The sequence below is a fragment of the Streptomyces viridosporus genome (assembly GCF_002078235.1).
GTDB classification, from domain to species: domain Bacteria; phylum Actinomycetota; class Actinomycetes; order Streptomycetales; family Streptomycetaceae; genus Streptomyces; species Streptomyces viridosporus.
Genome location: NZ_MSGP01000522.1, coordinates 1 through 17,420 on the forward strand (window position 1 = coordinate 1; position 17,420 = coordinate 17,420).

At 74.5% G+C, this 17,420-nt stretch carries 16 protein-coding genes; 10 read left to right on the forward strand and 6 right to left on the reverse strand.

Features of this window, described 5'->3' with window-relative positions; genetic code table 11:
• Window positions 1-2,252 (forward strand): lantibiotic dehydratase (locus tag B7L92_RS31175; RefSeq protein WP_255311221.1); only part of this gene is annotated, 2,252 nt, incomplete at its 5' end.
• A 99-nt stretch (window positions 2,253-2,351) separates the two neighbouring features.
• Here the strand turns inward: B7L92_RS31175 and B7L92_RS31180 are convergent.
• A complete protein-coding gene (locus tag B7L92_RS31180) occupies window positions 2,352-3,356 on the reverse strand; it encodes a MerR family transcriptional regulator (RefSeq protein WP_081240681.1) in 1,005 nt (334 codons plus the stop codon).
• A 6-nt stretch (window positions 3,357-3,362) separates the two neighbouring features.
• On the reverse strand, window positions 3,363-4,031 hold the full coding sequence (locus B7L92_RS31185; protein WP_081240682.1) for a HEAT repeat domain-containing protein: 669 nt from the start codon (window positions 4,029-4,031) through the stop codon (window positions 3,363-3,365).
• Window positions 4,032-4,295: 264 nt separating this feature from the next.
• On the opposite strand from B7L92_RS31185, the gene B7L92_RS31190 reads away from it, so the two are divergent.
• On the forward strand, window positions 4,296-5,531 hold the full coding sequence (locus B7L92_RS31190; protein ID WP_255311222.1) for a TolB family protein: 1,236 nt from the start codon (window positions 4,296-4,298) through the stop codon (window positions 5,529-5,531).
• 158 nt (window positions 5,532-5,689) lie between these two features.
• Here B7L92_RS31190 and B7L92_RS31195 read toward each other — a convergent pair whose 3' ends face one another.
• Entirely contained in the window at window positions 5,690-6,451 is a 762-nt protein-coding gene (locus tag B7L92_RS31195) for an SDR family NAD(P)-dependent oxidoreductase (protein WP_081240683.1), read from the reverse strand.
• 145 nt (window positions 6,452-6,596) lie between these two features.
• Between B7L92_RS31195 and B7L92_RS31200 the strand changes: the two genes are divergently transcribed.
• Both B7L92_RS31200 and B7L92_RS31205 read left to right on the forward strand, forming a co-directional pair.
• Window positions 6,597-7,235, forward strand: a complete 639-nt coding sequence (locus B7L92_RS31200; RefSeq protein WP_081240684.1) for a TetR/AcrR family transcriptional regulator — start codon at window positions 6,597-6,599, stop codon at window positions 7,233-7,235.
• 89 nt (window positions 7,236-7,324) lie between these two features.
• Window positions 7,325-7,924, forward strand: coding sequence for a TetR/AcrR family transcriptional regulator (locus tag B7L92_RS31205; RefSeq protein WP_081240685.1), 600 nt, complete (start codon window positions 7,325-7,327; stop codon window positions 7,922-7,924).
• 12 nt (window positions 7,925-7,936) lie between these two features.
• Here B7L92_RS31205 and B7L92_RS31210 read toward each other — a convergent pair whose 3' ends face one another.
• A complete protein-coding gene (locus B7L92_RS31210; RefSeq protein ID WP_081240686.1) occupies window positions 7,937-8,956 on the reverse strand; it encodes an SMP-30/gluconolactonase/LRE family protein in 1,020 nt (339 codons plus the stop codon).
• A gap of 161 nt (window positions 8,957-9,117) precedes the next feature.
• On the opposite strand from B7L92_RS31210, the gene B7L92_RS31215 reads away from it, so the two are divergent.
• From B7L92_RS31215 to B7L92_RS31235, 5 genes are all read left to right on the forward strand, one after another.
• Window positions 9,118-10,905 carry a flavin-containing monooxygenase gene (locus tag B7L92_RS31215; protein ID WP_081240687.1) on the forward strand — a complete coding sequence of 596 codons (1,788 nt, stop codon included), beginning with the start codon at window positions 9,118-9,120 and terminating at the stop codon, window positions 10,903-10,905.
• A gap of 107 nt (window positions 10,906-11,012) precedes the next feature.
• Window positions 11,013-11,585, forward strand: coding sequence for a gas vesicle protein (locus B7L92_RS43560; protein WP_218030483.1), 573 nt, complete (start codon window positions 11,013-11,015; stop codon window positions 11,583-11,585).
• A gap of 34 nt (window positions 11,586-11,619) precedes the next feature.
• Window positions 11,620-12,507, forward strand: a complete 888-nt coding sequence (locus B7L92_RS31225; protein WP_255311223.1) for a gas vesicle protein — start codon at window positions 11,620-11,622, stop codon at window positions 12,505-12,507.
• Between the two features lie 49 nt (window positions 12,508-12,556).
• Complete coding sequence (locus B7L92_RS31230) at window positions 12,557-12,871, forward strand: gas vesicle protein K (protein WP_004991594.1); 315 nt, start codon at window positions 12,557-12,559, stop codon at window positions 12,869-12,871.
• Window positions 12,868-13,677, forward strand: coding sequence for a GvpL/GvpF family gas vesicle protein (locus B7L92_RS31235; protein ID WP_081240689.1), 810 nt, complete (start codon window positions 12,868-12,870; stop codon window positions 13,675-13,677). Before B7L92_RS31230 ends, B7L92_RS31235 begins: the two co-directional genes overlap by 4 nt.
• Before the next feature lie 12 nt (window positions 13,678-13,689).
• Here B7L92_RS31235 and B7L92_RS31240 read toward each other — a convergent pair whose 3' ends face one another.
• Window positions 13,690-15,000, reverse strand: coding sequence for a sulfite oxidase (locus B7L92_RS31240; RefSeq protein ID WP_107501655.1), 1,311 nt, complete (start codon window positions 14,998-15,000; stop codon window positions 13,690-13,692).
• Window positions 15,001-15,152: 152 nt separating this feature from the next.
• Window positions 15,153-16,358, reverse strand: a complete 1,206-nt coding sequence (locus tag B7L92_RS31245) for a S8 family peptidase (RefSeq protein WP_081240691.1) — start codon at window positions 16,356-16,358, stop codon at window positions 15,153-15,155.
• A gap of 603 nt (window positions 16,359-16,961) precedes the next feature.
• On the opposite strand from B7L92_RS31245, the gene B7L92_RS31250 reads away from it, so the two are divergent.
• Window positions 16,962-17,420, forward strand: a 459-nt coding sequence (locus B7L92_RS31250) for an amidase family protein (protein ID WP_255311224.1), incomplete at its 3' end; no start/stop codon positions are given.

Here is a 17,420-nt window from a genome sequence, read left to right on the forward strand (position 1 = left end):
AGTTCGCCCTGCGCGGCCCGGGCTTCCCCGCCGACGGCGTGCTGCGCCTGGCCCCGCCCGGACTGGCCGAGGCCGCCGACAAGTTCGACGCGGACGCCCCCCTCGACGGCGCCGACTGGGCGGACTTCGCCCGCCTCTTCGCCGACGCCGCCGTGGAGACCGCGCACACCCTCCAGGACATCGCCCGCGCGCCGTCCTTCCGGGAGGCGGTGGCCTGGCAGAACCGCCCGGTGCTCACCTCCGGCATCGCCCCGTTCCTGCGCTGGACGCCGGGCGTGGACAAGCGCAGCAGCATGCCCCGCCAGCGGGAGGAACTGATCGCCCACTACTGGCAGCGGTTCTGCGTGAAGAACGACACCATCGGCTTCTTCGGCCCCGTCGGCTGGGGCCGCTGGGACCTGGCCGCGCCGCACGCCGTCACCGTCGACACCGGCTCCGGGCTGATCGCCGGGTCCACCGTCTACTGGGCGAGCTGGGGCATCGACGCGCTGGCCAGGACACTGGACGCCGACCCCGGCCTGCGGGAGTGGGTCGCCCCCCGCCGGGTGCCCTTCGTCACGGTGGACGGCGACCGGGTCCGCGTGCCCGGCAGGCGTCCGGTGACGGTCGGTGCCGGGGCCGCGGCCGTCCTCGCCCTCTGCGACGGCGTCCGCCCGGCGCGGGCGATCGCCGCCGCGCTCCCGGACCACGACGTGCCCGCCGTTCTCGCCGACCTGGTCGCCCGCCGCTGGGTGGTGTGGCGCCTGGACGTGCCCGCGGGCACCCACCCCGACCGGGACCTGCGGGCCTGGCTGGAGACCGTCGGCGCGCCGGAACCGCGCCGGCGGGGGCTCGCCGCGCTGGACCGGCTGGAGGAGGGCCGCGCGGCGGTGGCGGCCGCCCGCGACGTGGACGCGCTGGTCGGCGCGCTGACCGGCCTGGAGCGGGACTTCACCGAGCTGACCGACACCGCCGCCGTACGGGAGAAGTCCGCGTCGACCGCGCCGTGCCGGGCGCTGGTGTACTCCGACTCCCGCCGCTCCGCGACGGCCCGCCTCGGTCCCGAGGTGCTGGAGGCGCTGCGCCCGCTGCGACTGCTGATGGACAGCGCCGGCTGGCTCACCTCGCGGCTCGCCGCCGCCGTCCGGACCGGGACGCGCGCGGTGTACGAACGCCTCGCCGCCGAGGGGCCGGTCGACCTGGCCTCCTTCTGGTTCGCGTGCCTGCCGGTGCTGCACGGGACCGCGCGGGCCACCGCCGACGAGCTCCAGGAGGAGTTCGCCGCCACCTGGCGGCGGATCCTCGCGGTCCCCGCGGACGCCCGCCGCGTGGCCGTCCGTTCCGCGGACATCGAGGCGGCGGTGCGGGAGGCCTTCACCGGCTCCGGCGGCTGGACGGCGGCCCGCTACCTGAGCCCGGACGTCATGGTCGCCGCCGACGGCCCCGAGGCGGTGGCCCGCGGCGACTTCACCCTCGTCCTCGGGGAACTCCACCTGGCCGCCAACACGCTGGGCGCCTCCCTCTTCACCCACCAGCACCCGGACGCCGGCGAACTGGTCCGGCTCACAGACCGGGACCACCCCGGACCGCGCCTGCTGCCGCTGATCCCCAAGGAGCACCGCGCCCGCCTGTCCGCCCGGGTCCGGCAGACGCTGCTGCGGCCCCAGGACTACCAGGTCGCCCTGACCGACTTCACCGCGGACCCCGCCCGCCCCCGGGCCGTGCACAGCGCCGACGCCGTCGTCGAGCAGCACGACGGCGACCTCGTCGTCCGGCTTCCGGACGGGGCGCGGTTCCCGGTGACGGACGTCTTCTCGCACGTCCTGACCACCCTGTCGATGGACCTCTTCCGGCTCCTGCCCCAGGAGGGCCACACACCGCGCGTCACCGTCGACCGGCTGGTGGTGGCCCGGGAGACCTGGCGACTGCCCGCGTCGGAAGCCGGGTTCGCCGACGACAAGGACGAGGCCCGCCGTTTCGTCCGCGCCCGGCGGTGGCGCGCCCGACTCGGCCTGCCCCGCTACGTCTTCGTCGTCTCCCCGGCCGAACCCCGGCCGTTCTACGTCGACTTCGACAGCCCCGTGTACGTCACGATCCTCGCCAAGACGCTGCGCCGGCTGGCCCGCAGGGACCCGCGGGGCACGGTCACCGTCACGGAGATGCTGCCCACGCCGGAGCAGACCTGGCTCCGCGACGACGAGGGACGCCGGTACACCTCGGAACTGCGCTTCGTGGCCTTCGACACGGAGGCGGGGCCGACGGGGCACCGGTGAACCCCGACGACGCCGCCCGCGACCGGGACGGCAGCCCGTGCGCGGGCGGCCCGCACGCCCGTCCGCGGAGGCGTGGGCCCGACGTCCGGGAAGGAACCGTCAGCGTGCCTCGCGCAGCTCGAGGACGTAGGCCGCGGTGAGCGCGACGGCGCGGTCCTCGTCGTGCGCCAGGTCGGCGAGGGCGCGTGACGCCGCGGCCCCCGGGACGTCGGCGAGCGCCTGGGTCAGCCGTCGGCGTGCGGACGCCTCGGCGGTGCCGTGGGCGAGGCGGTCGACGAGCCCGGCGGCGATCCGGTCCGCCCGGGCGGGATCACTCGCCAGCGTGCTCAGCGCGTCGGCCGCGTCGACGTCGTTCGCCTCCTCGACGATCATGTCGATGAGGGTCGGGACCGCCTCGGCCACTCCGCGTGCCCCCAGCACCAGGGCCGCACGCCGGCGGACCACGAGGTCGGAGTCGGCGAGGGCGCCCCGCAGCAGTGCGGTCGCCCCGTCGTCCGGGAACTCGGCGATGGCCCGGACGGCACGCGCGCGCACCTCGGCCACCGGTGAGCCGAGGCCCTCCGCCAGCAGCGCCCGTCCGCCGCCGTCCGACTGCGCCAGAGCCCACCGGAGGGCTCCGGCGACGTTCGGGTCCGTCTCGCTCAGCACCGCCTCGACCAGCGCTTCCACGGGCACCGGTCCTTCCACCACCGAGGACAGGGCCGCGCGCTGGCGCCGGCCGGCGTTCTCCGACCCCAGGGCCTGGAGGAGCGCAACGGTCCGGAGGACGTCCTTCCAGTCGGCGGGTTCCGCGGCACCGATCCGGCGGAGCCGCGTGAGCAGCTCCGTCTCCCGCGCGATGCGCTCCCGGGTCCGGCGGACGAGGTCGTCGACCAGCTCCGAGGGCGCGAAGCCGGGATCGTCCAGCGCGCGCCCGACGTCCCGCAGCGACAGCCCCAGCGCCCGCAGGCTCTCGACATGGAAGATGCGCCGGATGTCCTCGTCGGAGTACTCCCGGTAGCCGGCCCCGGAACGCCCCGTCGGCCGCACCAGGCCGAGCGAGTCGTAGTGCCTGAGCATGCGGGCGCTGACCCCGGACCGTCGTGCCACCTCACCGATCAACACGGTCCCTCACTCCTCCTGGCCGTTCGTGCCGAGGGCCACGATGCGCTTCGCCTCCTCGATCGCGAACCCGAACGCGGCGTCCGGGTCCCGCAGCAGCCGTTCCGTGGCGATCGCGTGCTCCCGTACACGGGGGTCGGGATCCGCCGTCGCGCCCCGCAGGACCGGCACGACCACCTCGCCGAGCGCGACCAGCGCCCGGCTGAGGCTCAGCCGCGTCTCACGCCCGCCGCGCCCGAGCTGTGTCGCCAGCACCCCGGCCAGCCCGGGCTCCTCCCCCTCGGGCACGAGGGCGACCGCCGCCCGCCAGGCGCTCCGCGCCACCTCGTCGTCGGCATCGGTCAGGAGCGCCCGGGTGACCGCCGGCCACGCCCGCCGGTCCCCGATCTTGGACAGCGTGTGCAACGCCTGGCTCCGCGCCTGCGCACGCTCCGAGCGGAGTGCGTCGACGAGCCGGGGGACCGTCGTCGACGACGGGTGACGGGTCAGTGCCCAGGTGAGCATCTCACGCACGGAGAAGTCGGGCTCGATCGCGCAGCGTTCGACGAGTCCGTCGACGAACCGGGGGTCCGGCGTCGTGCCGATCCTCATCGCCGTCCGCAGTCGCACCGACGAACTGCTGCTCTCCAGCCCCCGCGGAGCCCGCAGCGTGTTCGTGTCCTCTTCCGGCAGGGTCATCGGGACCACCTCCTCGGCCGCAGTGAAGACCTTGTCACGGTGTCAAGGTCAAGCGGGCCCCGCCGCGAGGCGGCCGGACGCCTTGTCGCGGGCGGTCCCGGGCCGGTCCTCGGGCCGATCCCCTCCCGGACGCGCGGGCGCGGACAACCGGTCGGGCCCGCGGGTTGTACGGAGATGAACGCATTGACCGCGCATCTGCGAGCCGGTTGCATGGGGACGAGCCCCGGCCGCGGGGCGGGGAAGACGTGTCGACCGGGGGGAAGCATGCGTCTTGGGTGGAGAGCGGCCGCCGTCGCCGCTGTGGCGACGGCGTGCGCGGCCGTGCAGACGACGCCCGCGGGGGCGTTGGAACTGAAGCCGGGCACGGAATACGCGAACGTCACGTCCGACGACGTGCTGGGGAACGAGCAGAGCCGGTACGCCGCGATCAGCGCCAACGGGCGCTACGTGGCCTTCTGGTCACGCGCCTCGAACCTGGCGCCGGGCGACACCGACGACGTCCACGACGTCTACGTGAAGGACCTGCGGACCGGGCGGGTGCACTGGGCCAGCGACCTGACCGACGGCATGGACAAGGGGGCGCCGTACACCGCCCCGTCCCTCAGCGCCGACGGCACGCGGGTGGCCTTCCCGACGCTGGACGGGACCCGGGCCTATGTGCACGACGTGCGCACGGGCCGCACCGAACCGGTCAGCGACGACGTCCACGCCCGGTTCAGCAACGCGAACGCGCCGCTCATCAGCGGGAACGGAAGGTACGTCACCTTCACGGCCCGGCCTACGGAGGACGCGGCAGAGCGCTCCCTCATCCGTCTGCGCGACCTCCGGCGGGGCACCGGCGAGTGGCTCGACGACCCCTTGGCCGGCGAGGAGCAACGGGTCGCGAGACCGTCTTTGAGCCATGACGGCCGGCACGTCGCCTACCTGGCGTCGGACCCCGGGGCGGACGCCCCCGAGGACCGCGAGGCGCACGTCTACGCACTCGACCGCCGCACGGACGAGCGGGTACGGGTCGACCCCGAGTGCGTGGACGACCCGGCCGAACAGGGCGTCGGTGACCCGGTGATGGGCCCGGACGGCCGCCACGTCGTCTTCCGCCTCAAGTGCCGCACCCTGCGGCCCAGGGGCACCAACGACACCGGTGACGTCTTCCTCAAGGACCTCCGGAGCGGAACGCTGCGCCACGTCCTGGGCCCTGAGCCGCAGTTCGCCACGCACACCGGCCGCCTGAGCGCGGACGGCCGGCACATCGCCTTCGTGGCGGCCGAGGAGAGGGAGCCCCGCGGCCCGCTCCAGGTGATCTACCTGCTGGACCTGCGCACCGGCCGCACGGACATGGTCACCGCCCGGCCCGACGGCACCGCCAACCAGAGGCCGGCGTCCGGCCCGACCCTCGACGCGCACGGCCGCGCGGTGGCGTACGACGCGGTGCCGCGGGACCTGCTGGGGGAGTCGTCCACCGCCAGTGACCGGCAGGTCTTCGTCACACGCCCGCGCTGACCGCCCCCGCGCCCGCCGCGGTCCCGAGCCGAGGGGGAGGGACCCGGGCCCGTGAGGGCCGGGCCGACGCGCTGCCCGGGGCGGTCGTCACCTCGGTGGGGCACCACGGGGACCGGTGGGGCGCCGGCCGAGGAAGCCGGGGCGCACCCGGCGCGGCGTCACACCGCCGCCCAGCCGTCGTCCACCGGCAGGATCGCGCCGTTGATGTTGCTCGCCGCGTCCGAGGCGAGGAACAGGATGGCCGCGGCCTGTTCCTCGGGCCGGGCCAGGCGGCCGAGGTTGACGAAGTGGGGGCCGAGGGCCGCGGGGCCGTGGGCGGCCGGGTCGGCGTTCACGGCGATGCCGGTGGCGGTGCCCCCCGGGGCGATGGCGTTCGCGCGGATGCCCTGCTTGCGGTACATCACCGCGAGGTTCTTGGTCAGTCCCACCACGCCGTGCTTCGAGGCCGTGTAGGCGGCGCCCGCCGCGCTGCCCCGCAGGCCGGCCTCGGAGGCGGTGTTGACGACGACGCCCCCGCCGGCCGCCAGCATGTGCGGCAGCACGGCGCGGGTGAGCAGGAAGGGCGCGGTCAGATTGACCCGCAGGACACGCTCCCACTCCGCGTCGGTCACGTCCGCCAGCGCCGTCATCCCGTCCATGATCCCGGCGTTGTTCACCAGGACGTCCACACCGCCGAAGCGCTCCACGGCGGTCCGCGCCACCCGGTCCACGACGGCCCGGTCGCCGAGGTCGCCGACGACGGCGACCGCCGTGCCGCCGGACTCCTCGACGGCTCCGACCGTCGACGCGGCGCCCTCGGCGTCGAGGTCCGCCACCAGGACCCGGGCGCCCTCGGCGGCGAAGGCCACGGCGGCGGCGCGGCCTATCCCCGACCCGGCCCCGGTGACGATGACGCCGCGTCCCTCGAATGCGCCGGCCATGAAGCTCTCCTGTTCGTCGTCGCGCGGGTGTCGGTCGCCCGCCGCTGGCGCCCCCACCGTACGACTTACTGTCTCTGAGTGACATAAAGTCGTGGTGGAAGACTCCGAGAGCTCGATCACACGATCAACGGAGCCGGAGGGACCGATGACCGCACCCCGTGGCCGCACGGGACGACCGCCCCTGACCGAGGAGCGCAGGACCGAGATCCGGCGGGAGATCGCCCGGGCCGCGGTGCACCTGTTCGTCACCCGGGGCGTCGCCGCCACGACCGGCGAGCAGATCGGCCGGGCCGTCGGCCTGTCGGCGCGCACCGTGTGGCGCTACTTCCCGAGCAAGGAGAGCTGCGTGACGCCGCTGTTCTCCGAGGGCATCGACACGATCACCGCCTTCCTGCGGGAGTGGCCGCCCGGGCAGCCCCTGGAACAGGCCCTGGACCGGTGGCTGGGAGCGGGGCCCGGCATCGCCGGCGGCCCCGACCGGGCCACCGTCGGCGCCCTGGTCCGGCTCACCCGGACCGAGCCGGGGCTGCGCGCCGTCTGGCTCCAGACCTATGACGAGGCCGAGCCCGCGTTCGCCCGCGCCCTGGCCGAGCGGGCCGGACGGCCGGCCGACGACCTGGGCGTGACGATCCGCGCGGCGATGTTCAACGCGGCCCTGCGCGCGGCGGTCGAGCACTACGCCTGGCGCGGCGAGCACGCGCAGGACGGGAGCGCGGCGGCGGAAGCCGAGCTGGAGGCGACCCTGCGCCGGGCACTCGCCGTCGCCGCGGAGGGGGTCGGGTAGGTCCCGCATCGGGGCGGCGGCCCGCACCGGGCGCCCGGCGCCGAGGACCGGGCCCCGGGCCCCCGCCGGCCGCCCGTTACCCTGTCCGGATGACCCAGCACCCCATGTCGGTTGAGCGGAGGCCCGCGAACCGGGGGCCGAAGGCCGCCGCCGGCAACCGGGCCGCTCTGGTCACCGCCGCCCGGGAGATCTACGCGGTGCACGGCCTGGACGTTCCGCTGTCCAGGATCGCGCGCAGGGCCGGGGTCGGACAGGGCGTGCTGTACCGGCACTTCCCCGACCGGGAGGCCATCGCGGCCGCGGTCCTGGAGGAGAACGTGCGCCAGATCGAGCAGGCGGCCGCCGCCGAAGGGGCGACCCCCGCCGGGGTGCTGGGAGTGCTGACCTGGCACCTGACGCAGTCGGCGGCCTTCATCGGCCTCCTGCACGCCGACGGGGCGAGCGGTCGCCTCCCCGCCCACGCGTTCGCCCGGGAGCTGTCCGAACGGGTCGAACGCGCCCTGCGCGGGTGCCTGCCGGAGGACCACCGCCTGGGCGCGCCGGACGCGCCGGACGACCTCATGCTCGCCGTCGCCATGGTCTCCGGGGCCGTCACCGGCCCCACGCACCAGGAGCGCGCCCACCGGGCGCTGGCGGCCTGGCGGTTGCTCGGCGTCACGGTGGGACCGGTGCGGCCCTTCGAGGGATGAGGACCGGGGGCGTCAGCCGCCGTTGGACTGCCGTACGCCCTCCGCGAGTGCGTCGAAGGTGTACAGGTACCCGCCGGCGGGTCCGCTGACGGTCATGTACGCCTTGGTCCCGCCGGGCGTGATCGCCACGTTGGTCGCCGACTCCAGTCCTTCGGCGCGGGCCGGGACCTCCACCGTCGCGAGCCGTTCGCCGTACCGGTCGTACACGGCCATCGCGGGCCGGCCGTGCAGGCCCTGGTAGAGGTTGCCGTCCGCGTCCACGGCGATCGAGTCGGTCCGGGCGATGCCGCCGTCGACGCGGACGGCGGTGTGCCGGCCGGTCATTCCGGCCCGCTCGTCGACGGGAAGGTAGGAGATCCGGTTCTCCGTCAGTTCACTGAACCACAGCCCCCGGTAGTCCACGTCGAACGAGATGCCGTTCGTCGCGGCGAGACCGTCGGCCAGGACGGTGGCCCTCCGGCCGTCGCGGTCGATGCGCACCACACGTCCGCGCGCCTCCCCCTCGGACAGGCCGAGGGAGTCGCTGACGTACAGGTTGCCGTCCCGGTCGAAGGCGATGTCGTCGGGCCGCATCCGGGCGCCGTCGACCTCGCCGGTGAAGAAGGTGCGCCGGTCGCTGCCGTCGGGGGCCAGGGAGACGATCTCGCCGTGGGCGAAGTCGGACAGGTAGAGCCGTCCGTCGTACGGGCTGAACTGGGCGGAGGTGTAGGCGCCCCGGCTGTCGGTGAAGACCTTCCGCGCCGTCCTCCCGCGGACGTCGACGCTCATCACCTTCGGCTTGCCGGCGGGCGCGGTGACGTCGACGACGACCAGCCTGCCGTCCTCGCCGAAGACCGGACCCTCCAGCAGGGTCATTCCGGTCTCCTGGTGGACCGTGGTCAGCCGCATGAGCCGGTGGGCGGTGACGGTCCGGCCCGAGCCGGTGGACGCCGCCCCGTCGCCGGGCGCGTGGGTGTCGGTACCGCACCCGGTCAGGGTCAGCGCGCCGAGCGTGGCGAGCACGGCAAGGGATCGGTTCCGGAGTCGTCGCATGGGGGGTCACTCTTCCTGTCCGAAGGTCGTCGTGCCCCCGCACTCTAACCGGACAGCACTGTCCGGTTGTTGCTACGGTTCCTCAAGGCCGTCCGGTTCCAAGGCAGTTCGGGAACCGGACGGCCCCTGACAGCAGACGGAGACAAGCGAGGTCCCCCCACATGACGACCCCTCAGGCGCCGACCCCCGACGAGCTCGCCGCGCTGCGCCGGCGCTACCGCCGTGAGCGTGAGCGGCGCGTGCGGCCCGACGGCCCGCGTCAGTACTTCGGCGCCGAAGCCGAGTTCGGCTTCTACGCCGCCGACCCGTACGTCGGGGAGCCGGCCGGGCGCGAGCCGCTGCGCGACACCGTCGACGTCGCCGTCGTCGGCGCCGGGTTCGGCGGCATCCTCGCCGGGGCGCGGTTGCGCCGGCAGGGCGTGCGGCGCGTCCGCGTCATCGACAAGGGCGGCGACTTCGGCGGCACGTGGTACTGGAACCGGTACCCGGGCATCCACTGCGACGTCGAGTCCCACGTGTACCTGCCGATGCTCGACGAGACCGGATACGTGCCGGAGTGGAAGTACTCCCCGGGCGAGGAGATCCGGCAGCACGCGGTACGGATCGCGCAGAAGTTCGACCTCGGTGCGGACGCCCTGTTCTCCACCACCGTCACCGCGCTGACCTGGGAGGAGGACTCCCGCACCTGGATCGTGGCCACCGACCGGGGCGACGCCTTCCGGGCGACGTACGTCATCACCGCCACCGGCACCATGACGGAGCCGAAACTGCCGGGGATACCCGGCATCCAGGACTTCGAGGGGCACACCTTCCACACGTCCCGGTGGGACTACGCCTACACCGGAGGCGGCCCGGACGGCGGCCTGACCGGGCTCGCGGACAGGCGCGTGGGCGTCGTCGGCACCGGCGCCACGGGCGTGCAGGTCATCCCGATGCTGGCCGAGGACGCCGGACACGTCTTCGTCTTCCAGCGCACCCCCTCCACGGTGGACGTGCGGGCCAACCGCCGCACCACGGCCGGCGACGTGGGCGCGGACCGCGAGGGCTGGGCCCGCGCCCGCCGCGAGAACTTCCTGCGCATCGTCTCGGGCGAGGACCACGACGAGGACCTCGTGGCGGACGGGTGGACGTCGTCGGCGGGCCTCCTGGAGAAGCTGCTGCCGAGCTTTCGCCGCCCCGAGGACCGGGAGGCGTTCGAAGTCGCCTACGAGGCCGCCGACGCCGCCAAGATGAACGAGGTGCGGGCCCGCGTCGAACGGGAGGTCGCGGACCCGGCGACGGCGGAGGCGCTCAAGCCCTGGTACCGGTACGCCTGCAAGCGCCCGACCTTCTCCGACACGTACTACCCGGCGTTCAACCGGAGCAACGTCACCCTGGTCGACACCGCGGACACCCACGGCATCGAACGCGTCACCGCGCACGGCGTCGTGGTCGGCGGCACCGAGTACGCACTCGACTGCCTGATCTTCGCCACCGGGTTCTCCGTCGGCGTCTCCGGCATCCACTCCGGCCGGCTCCCCGTCCGCGGCCGGGGAGGAACCCCGTTGCTCGAGGCGTGGGCGCGGCACGGCATCCGCACCCTGCACGGCTTCACCAGCAACGGCTTCCCGAACCTGATCCAGATGGGTTCCCTGCAGAACGCCAGCAGCGTCAACTTCACGCACATCCTGGACGAGCAGGCCGTGCACGCCGCCGCCCTCGTCGCGGCCGCCGAGGCCGGGGGCGCCCTCGTCGAACCGTCCCGCGAGGCCGAGGACGCCTGGATCGCCGCCATGGCGGAAGGCGCGCCCGACCACGAGCGGTTCCACGCCGAGTGCACTCCCGGCTACTACAACCGCGAGGGGCGCGGCCGCCCGGGCGGCCCGACCGCCTACCCGCACGGCGCCGTCGCCTTCCACGAGCTCCTGCGCCGCTGGCGGGAGGAGTCCATGGACGAGGTGCTCTCCTAGCGGGGCCGGCACGTTCCGCCGGGCGGCGCGCGCCCGGCGGGCACCCCGCCGCGCCGTCGGCCGTCCGGTGGGTGTGTGAGTGACGGAAGAACGGTTAAACGGCTGGAATGAGCAGCTATCCCGAAAGGATCACGCCGAGCGACAGCGGGTTCCCCCCGGCGGTCCCCCCGCGCGACCCGTCCGCCCGCACGGTGCCGGGTGCGGGCGTGACCCCGATGCAGCCCAGGCGGGACGGCGAGGGCAGCCTGGCGCACGTGGTCGAGACCCTGCTGGACAAAGGCCTCGTGCTGAACGCCGACATCATGGTCTCGGTGGCCGGGGTGGAACTGCTGGGCATCCGGCTGCGCGCGGCGCTGGCCTCGTTCGAGACGGCTGCCCGTTACGGCCTGGAGTTCCCCTCCGGCACGGACACGGAGACCGCCGCGTGGCGTGAGACCCGGGAGGAGAAGGAGACCTGCCCGGCGTGCGGCAAGCGCGCTCCCGTCGAGCAACTGCTGAACCAGTGGTGTCCCTGGTGCGGATGGCGCAGCGCCCAGGCACTTTCCCGGGACGGCGCCGAGCACGCCCCCGCGGCCGTGACCGCGGGCCGGGACGGCACCGCCGCCGTCGAGGGGGACGGGGCCGACGGGGCGTCCGCACCGTCCCCGGCCGAGCGGGAGGCACAGCGGCGTGACGGCTGACCGGTCCCCGATGCGGCCCACGCGGGACCCACGGGTGACCCTGGACGACCTGGTGGAGGTCCTGCTGAACAAGGGCGCGGTCCTGCACCTGGACCTCATCGTCGCCGTGGCCGACATCCCGCTGATCGGAGTCTCGATCCGGGCGGCCGTCGCCGGGATGGAGACGATGCTGGAGTACGGAATGATGCGCCACTGGGACGACGCCACCCGCGCCTGGGCCGAGCGGTCCGCCGCCCGCCGCGCCCTCGACCTCAGGGAGGGGGAGGGCGTCGTCCACCGGACGAGCGGCGGCCACCTGCTGACGGAGGGCGTCTACACCGGCTGGCGGCCCGGCACCGTCTACCTCACCGACCAGCGTCTCGTCGTCCTGCGCGAGGAACCGCGGGAGATCCTGTGGCAGACCGAACTCGCCGCCGTGCGCGCCGTGCGCCTGGAGCCGGAGCGGACGGTCGGCGGCGAGGAGCGCCTGCGCCTGAAGGTGACGGTGGCCGACGGCGGGCAGGAGGTGCTCTCGGCCCGGGAACCGGAGACGCTGCACGACCTGCTCACCCGGGCCCGCGCCGGCCGCCTCGCGCCCGCCCTCGCGCCCGGGGCCGCCGCCGAGGAGGAGCCACCGCTCGCCGAGGGGCACCTGTGGTACCGGGAACCGCGCCGGTCGGGCCCGTTGTGGCGCGGCGGGCAGGCCCGGCTGACCGCAGACCGGCTGACCTGGAAGTCCCCGGTGGACTCCCGGCCGGCGCTCGTGCTGCCCACGGCGGACATCGCCGGGGCGCGGCGCCTGCCCGGGCACGGCCCCGCCGGGGAGGGCAGCGTCCTCGCGCTGCGCACCACCGCGGGGGACGAGGTGCGGCTGGCCGCCGACGATCCGGCTGCCTGGGTGGAGCGGTTGAGCCCGGCCCGTCCCGTGGCGGCGACCGGATGAGCGGGCGGACGAGGAAGCGAGCACAGCAGCAGGAGGGTGGGGAACCGACATGCCGTTGACCGTCGACGAGAACAGCCTCAAACACGGAGTGCTGTCCCTGGTGGTCACTCTGGTGGAGGTCATCCAGGAGGCGCTGGACCGCCAGGCGCTGCGCCGCATGAACGGCGGCGACCTGACCCCGGAGGAGGCCGAGCGCCTGGCGGACGCCCTGCTGGAACTGGACGAGGCGCTGGAGCAGATCAAGGAGGACCACGGCATCGTCTCCTCGGTCGCCGATCTGCACCGCGGTCTGGACGAGGTGGTCGACGACGTCGTGGACAAGCTGATCAACCCACGGCGCTGGGCGGAGGAGGCAGGCGAATGACCGAGCACACCGCGTTGTACGTGTACGCGCTGGTCCCGGACCGGCAGGGCGCCGCCGACGGCGTCACCGGACTCGACGGCCGCCCGCTGCGGCTGGTCGGCGTCCCCGGCACCACCGTCGCCGCGCTGGTGCACGACGCCACGCCGACCCCCTTCCAGGGCGACGACGAGCAGGTGCGCCGCTGGGTGGCGGAGCAGAGCCGGGCGGTCACCGCCGTCTGGGAACGGACCGGCAGCATCCTGCCGATGACCTTCAACGTCCTGGTCGCCGACGACGCGGAGTCCGGCCGGAGCGCCGAACGGCGCCTGACGGACTGGATCACCGAGCAGGAAGCGGAGATCACCGGGCAGCTCGAGGAACTGGCCGGACGGTGCGAACTGCGGGTGGAGATCACCGTGGACCGCACGGCCGCCGCGGCCGGCGACCCGGAGGAGGGCGCGCGGGAGGCCGGGCTCGACGGCCGGTCACCCGGCATGCGGAGGCTGCTGGCCAAGCAGCGGGAGCAGCAGGCCCGGAACGAGGCCGGACGGCTCGCCGACTCGCTGCACGCCGAGATCCGGCAGCGCCTGCTGTCCGTCGCCGAGGACTTCCGCGACCGCGGGCCCGCCCACCGCGCCGCCGACGAGACGGGCGTCCTGTCCGCCGCCCTGCTCGTCCGGCACGAGGACATCGACGCCGTCGGCACCGTGCTGAGCGAGGTGCGGGCCCGTCAGCCCGCCGCCCGCATCCGCTTCCTGGGCCCCTGGCCCCCGTACACCTTCACCGACGCCCGGCACCGCGCCTACGCGCAGGAAGCGGCCCCCTGACGGCGGCGCGGGTCACAGGACCCGCACCGGGTGCCGCACGACCGCGTCGAACAGGTAGCCCTGGGTGTTGTGGACCGTGGCGTCCGGCTGGGTGCGACCGGCGGAGTCCGTCGCCCTGGCCAGCAGGGTGTACGGGCCCGGCGCCGGCGGCCGCCAGTGGGTGGACCAGCGGACCCAGCCGTGGCGCCGGGGCGCGTCGTGCAGCCCGGCCGTGCGCCAGGTGCCGCCGCCGTCGGTGCTGACCTCGACCCGGACCACACCGCCCGTCCCGGACCAGGACCGGCCGGTCAGGTGGTGCACGGTGCCCGCCCGCAGGCCAGCGTCCCGGTCGAGCTCCCAGGCGCTCTTGATCGTCTGACGGGTCAGCGGGGCACCGCCCTCCGCCGGGTGGGAGTCGCCGAACAGGCGGTAGAAGTCGGTGTTCCAGGGCGAGTACAGCGGTCGCGCGGACACCTGGATGTCGCCGACCCACTTGATGGACGCGATGCCGATCCAGGACGGCACGAGCACGCGCACCGGGTGCCCGTGGTCGTGCGGCAGCGGTTCGCCGTTCATCTCGTAGGCGAGCAGGACGTCGTCCAGCGCCTTGGACAGGGGCAGCGGCCGGCGGACCCGGCCGAGGTCGATGCCGTCGGCGGTGACGTAGTCGGCGTCGAGACCGCGGGGCATGACGTCCACGGCGCGGTGGCCGAGGCCGGCGCGGCGGAGCACGTCGGCGAGGCGGACGCCGCGCCAGCGGGCGGCGCCGATCGCTCCGAGCGTCCAGGCGGTGCCGCTGACGCTTTGGCCCTGCTGGGTGGCGAAGAGGCTGCGGCCGTTGCCGGCGCACTCGACGAACGCGCTGCGGGTGACGGAGGGGAGCCGCTTCAGGTCGTCCAGGGTGAACTCGACGGGGCGGCCGTGCGCGAGACCGTCGCCCCAGACGGTGAGCGACCAGTCGTCGGCGGCGAGCACGGGGGTCGCCGTGTGGTTGCGGACGAAGAAGCGGTCGTTGGGCGTGTGGTAACCGGTTCCGGCGAGGGAGGCGAACCGGGTCTCGGCGTTGGTGCCGCGGACGGTGAACCACGCGTCGGGCAGCGGTTTGACGATGCCGGGCGCGTCCGCCGCGCCGGTCGCGTCGGTCGCGTCGGTCGCGTCGGTCGCGCCCCGGGCGTCCGTCGCCGCGGCGGCGGGGACGCCGAGCGACACGGGAACGGCACCGGCGAGACCGGCCGCCGCGAGGAGCCGGAGCATGTCGCGCCGGGAGATCCCGTCGGCGAGGGCCTCACCGGCCAGCCACTGGCGCAGGCGGCGGCGGTCGTGGACGGACTCGGGGGAACGCATGGTCATCCTGCCTTTCACGGGAGGTCTCACCGGGGCGCGTCCCGCCACGGGACGCCGGGTGCCCCGGAGGCGGGCGGACGGGCCGGCCTCCGGGGCACCGCGGTTCAGGACCGGCCGATCACAGGATCACCGACGGGCCGCGGAACCGGACGTCACGGCACGAGCTTCAGCAGCCGGTTCGGCGAACCCGAGCCGGGGTTGGTCACCTTGCCGGTGGTCGCACCGCTCACCAGGGCCGAGGCGACCTGGGCCGGGGTGGCGGAGGTGTGGCCGGCCAGGTAGACCGCTGCCGCTCCGGCGACGTGCGGGGCCGCCATCGAGGTGCCGGAGATGGTGTTGGTCGCGGTGTCACCGGTGTGCCAGCCGGCCGTGATCGAGGAGCCGGGGGCGAAGATGTCCAGCACCGAGCCGTAGTTGGAGTAGCTCGCCCTGGCGTCCGTGCTGGTCGTGGCGCCCACGGTGAGGGCCTCGGTCACCCGGGCGGGGGAAGAGGAGGAGGCGTTGGCGTTGCTGTTGCCCGCGGCGACCGCGTAGGTGACGCCGCTCGCGATGGAGTTGCGCACGGCGGTGTCCAGGGTGGTGGACGCGCCGCCGCCGAGCGACATGTTGGCGACCGAGGGGCCGGAGTGGTTCCTGGTCACCCAGTCGACGCCGGCGATGACCCCGGCGGTGGTCCCGGAGCCGTTGTTGTCCAGCACCCGCACGGCGACGATCTTCGCCTTCTTGGCCACCCCGTAGGTGGATCCGGCGATGGTGGTGGCCACATGGGTGCCGTGGCCGTTGCCGTCGGAGGCGACGGTGTCGCCGTCCACGGCGTCGTAACCGTAGCTGGCACGGCCGCTGATCTGCTGGTGCGTGATGCGGACGCCGGTGTCGATGACATAGGCCGTGACACCGCTGCCCGCGCTGTCCGGGTAGGTGTAGGTGCGGGACAGCGGGAGCGAGGTCTGGTCGATGCGGTCCAGGCCCCACGGCGCGTTGGACTGCGTGGCGGTGATGCTCACCCGCTGGTTCTGCTCGACGGAGGCGACCGCCGGGTCGGCGGCCAGGCGCTTGGCCTCGGTGGCGGAGAGGGTGGCGGTGTAGCCGTTCAGCGCGCTGCCGAACGTCTTCTTCACGCTGCCGCCGTACCGTTCGACCAGGTCCTTGCCCGCGGTCGAGGACGCCTTGAACCCGGCGCCCTTCTTCAGCGTCACGATGTAGCTGTCCTTGACCGCGGTGGGGGAGCCGGCGGCGAGCACCGTGCCCTCGGCGGGTGCGGCCTGGGCGGGGACCGAGGTGAGTCCGCAGGCCAGGGCGGCCGTCGCGACACCGGCGATCGCGGCGAACCGCATTCTCTTGCTACGCAGTTGTGCCATTACGAGGGAATCCTCCTCTAGGCGGCGCGCCTGGGTGGGGCACGCGTCTGTGGGGGTGGGCGCGCGTGATCGCGCACCCCGGCCCGGGGCGTTGCGTTCCGCCCCGGGCCGCGAGCAAGCCTCACCCATAAATCATGTACAGAACAAGAGAGTTGACCCTCTGTCAACAATTCCGTCATGTACGCGACACACGAAAGGGCGTGTGAAAGCCGGCGCACGGGGGAACCGCGCGCGTTCTCGGGGGAGAGCCGTTTCATTCCTGCCGCGGCACGTCCGAGGAGCCCTCCGCCCTCCGTGCCGCGGATCCGCCGCCGGCGTGCGCGCGGCCCGTGCGCGGGCGGCGGTGCCGGCGGGGTCGTCACGCCGCGGGCCGGGTCGACCCGGGCGCGGCCTTGGTGGGAGGTAGCCGTGTTGCCGAGGTGGTGACAGTGCGGGGACCCCGTGGCGCGAGCCGTCCGAACTCGCTCGCCCGCGGGGAGGGAGGAGGCCGAGGGGCGTCCGCGGGCACGTCATCCCGATGGGCGGCTCCGGCCCCCTCGCCTGTTACCCGCCGGTAAGGAATGATGGTGAACGACCATGCACACGGCCGGGGCTGGGGTAGCGGTGACGACTTTCGAGGAACGGACCACGGTGCACGCCTTCCGGGACGACGCCCTGGGCGAACACGACGCCGTCGGTCTCGCCGAGGCGATCCGACGGGGGGAGATCGGTGCCGCCGAGGCCGCCCGGGCCGCGGCCGAGCGGGTACGGGCGGTCGAGGCGCGGCTCAACGCGGTCCAGGTGCACATCGACGCCCCGGTGCACGCCGCGGGGACGGCCGGCGCCTTCGCCGGGGTGCCGACCTTCGTCAAGGACAACATCGACTACCTGGGCCTGCCCACCGGCCACGGCAGCACGGCCTTCACCCCGAGGGCCGCGCGGCGGCACGCGCCGTTCGCCCGGCAGTTCCTGAGCAGCGGCGTCACGGTGCTGGGCAAGACCCGGCTGCCCGAATTCGGGTTCAGCCCGACCACGGAGTACGAGGGCGCCGAGCCCGTCCGCAACCCGTGGAACACGAGCCGC

Coding starts and splice junctions, on each gene's coding strand:
- B7L92_RS31185 (WP_081240682.1), bottom strand. CDS start 4,031: ATGACCCTGCCGGAAGAGGACACGAACACGCTGCGGGCTCCGCGGGGG.
- B7L92_RS31190 (WP_255311222.1), top strand. CDS start 4,296: ATGCGTCTTGGGTGGAGAGCGGCCGCCGTCGCCGCTGTGGCGACGGCG.
- B7L92_RS31195 (WP_081240683.1), bottom strand. CDS start 6,451: ATGGCCGGCGCATTCGAGGGACGCGGCGTCATCGTCACCGGGGCCGGG.
- B7L92_RS31200 (WP_081240684.1), top strand. CDS start 6,597: ATGACCGCACCCCGTGGCCGCACGGGACGACCGCCCCTGACCGAGGAG.
- B7L92_RS31205 (WP_081240685.1), top strand. CDS start 7,325: ATGACCCAGCACCCCATGTCGGTTGAGCGGAGGCCCGCGAACCGGGGG.
- B7L92_RS31210 (WP_081240686.1), bottom strand. CDS start 8,956: ATGCGACGACTCCGGAACCGATCCCTTGCCGTGCTCGCCACGCTCGGC.
- B7L92_RS31215 (WP_081240687.1), top strand. CDS start 9,118: ATGACGACCCCTCAGGCGCCGACCCCCGACGAGCTCGCCGCGCTGCGC.
- B7L92_RS43560 (WP_218030483.1), top strand. CDS start 11,013: ATGAGCAGCTATCCCGAAAGGATCACGCCGAGCGACAGCGGGTTCCCC.
- B7L92_RS31230 (WP_004991594.1), top strand. CDS start 12,557: ATGCCGTTGACCGTCGACGAGAACAGCCTCAAACACGGAGTGCTGTCC.
- B7L92_RS31235 (WP_081240689.1), top strand. CDS start 12,868: ATGACCGAGCACACCGCGTTGTACGTGTACGCGCTGGTCCCGGACCGG.
- B7L92_RS31240 (WP_107501655.1), bottom strand. CDS start 15,000: ATGCGTTCCCCCGAGTCCGTCCACGACCGCCGCCGCCTGCGCCAGTGG.
- B7L92_RS31245 (WP_081240691.1), bottom strand. CDS start 16,358: ATGGCACAACTGCGTAGCAAGAGAATGCGGTTCGCCGCGATCGCCGGT.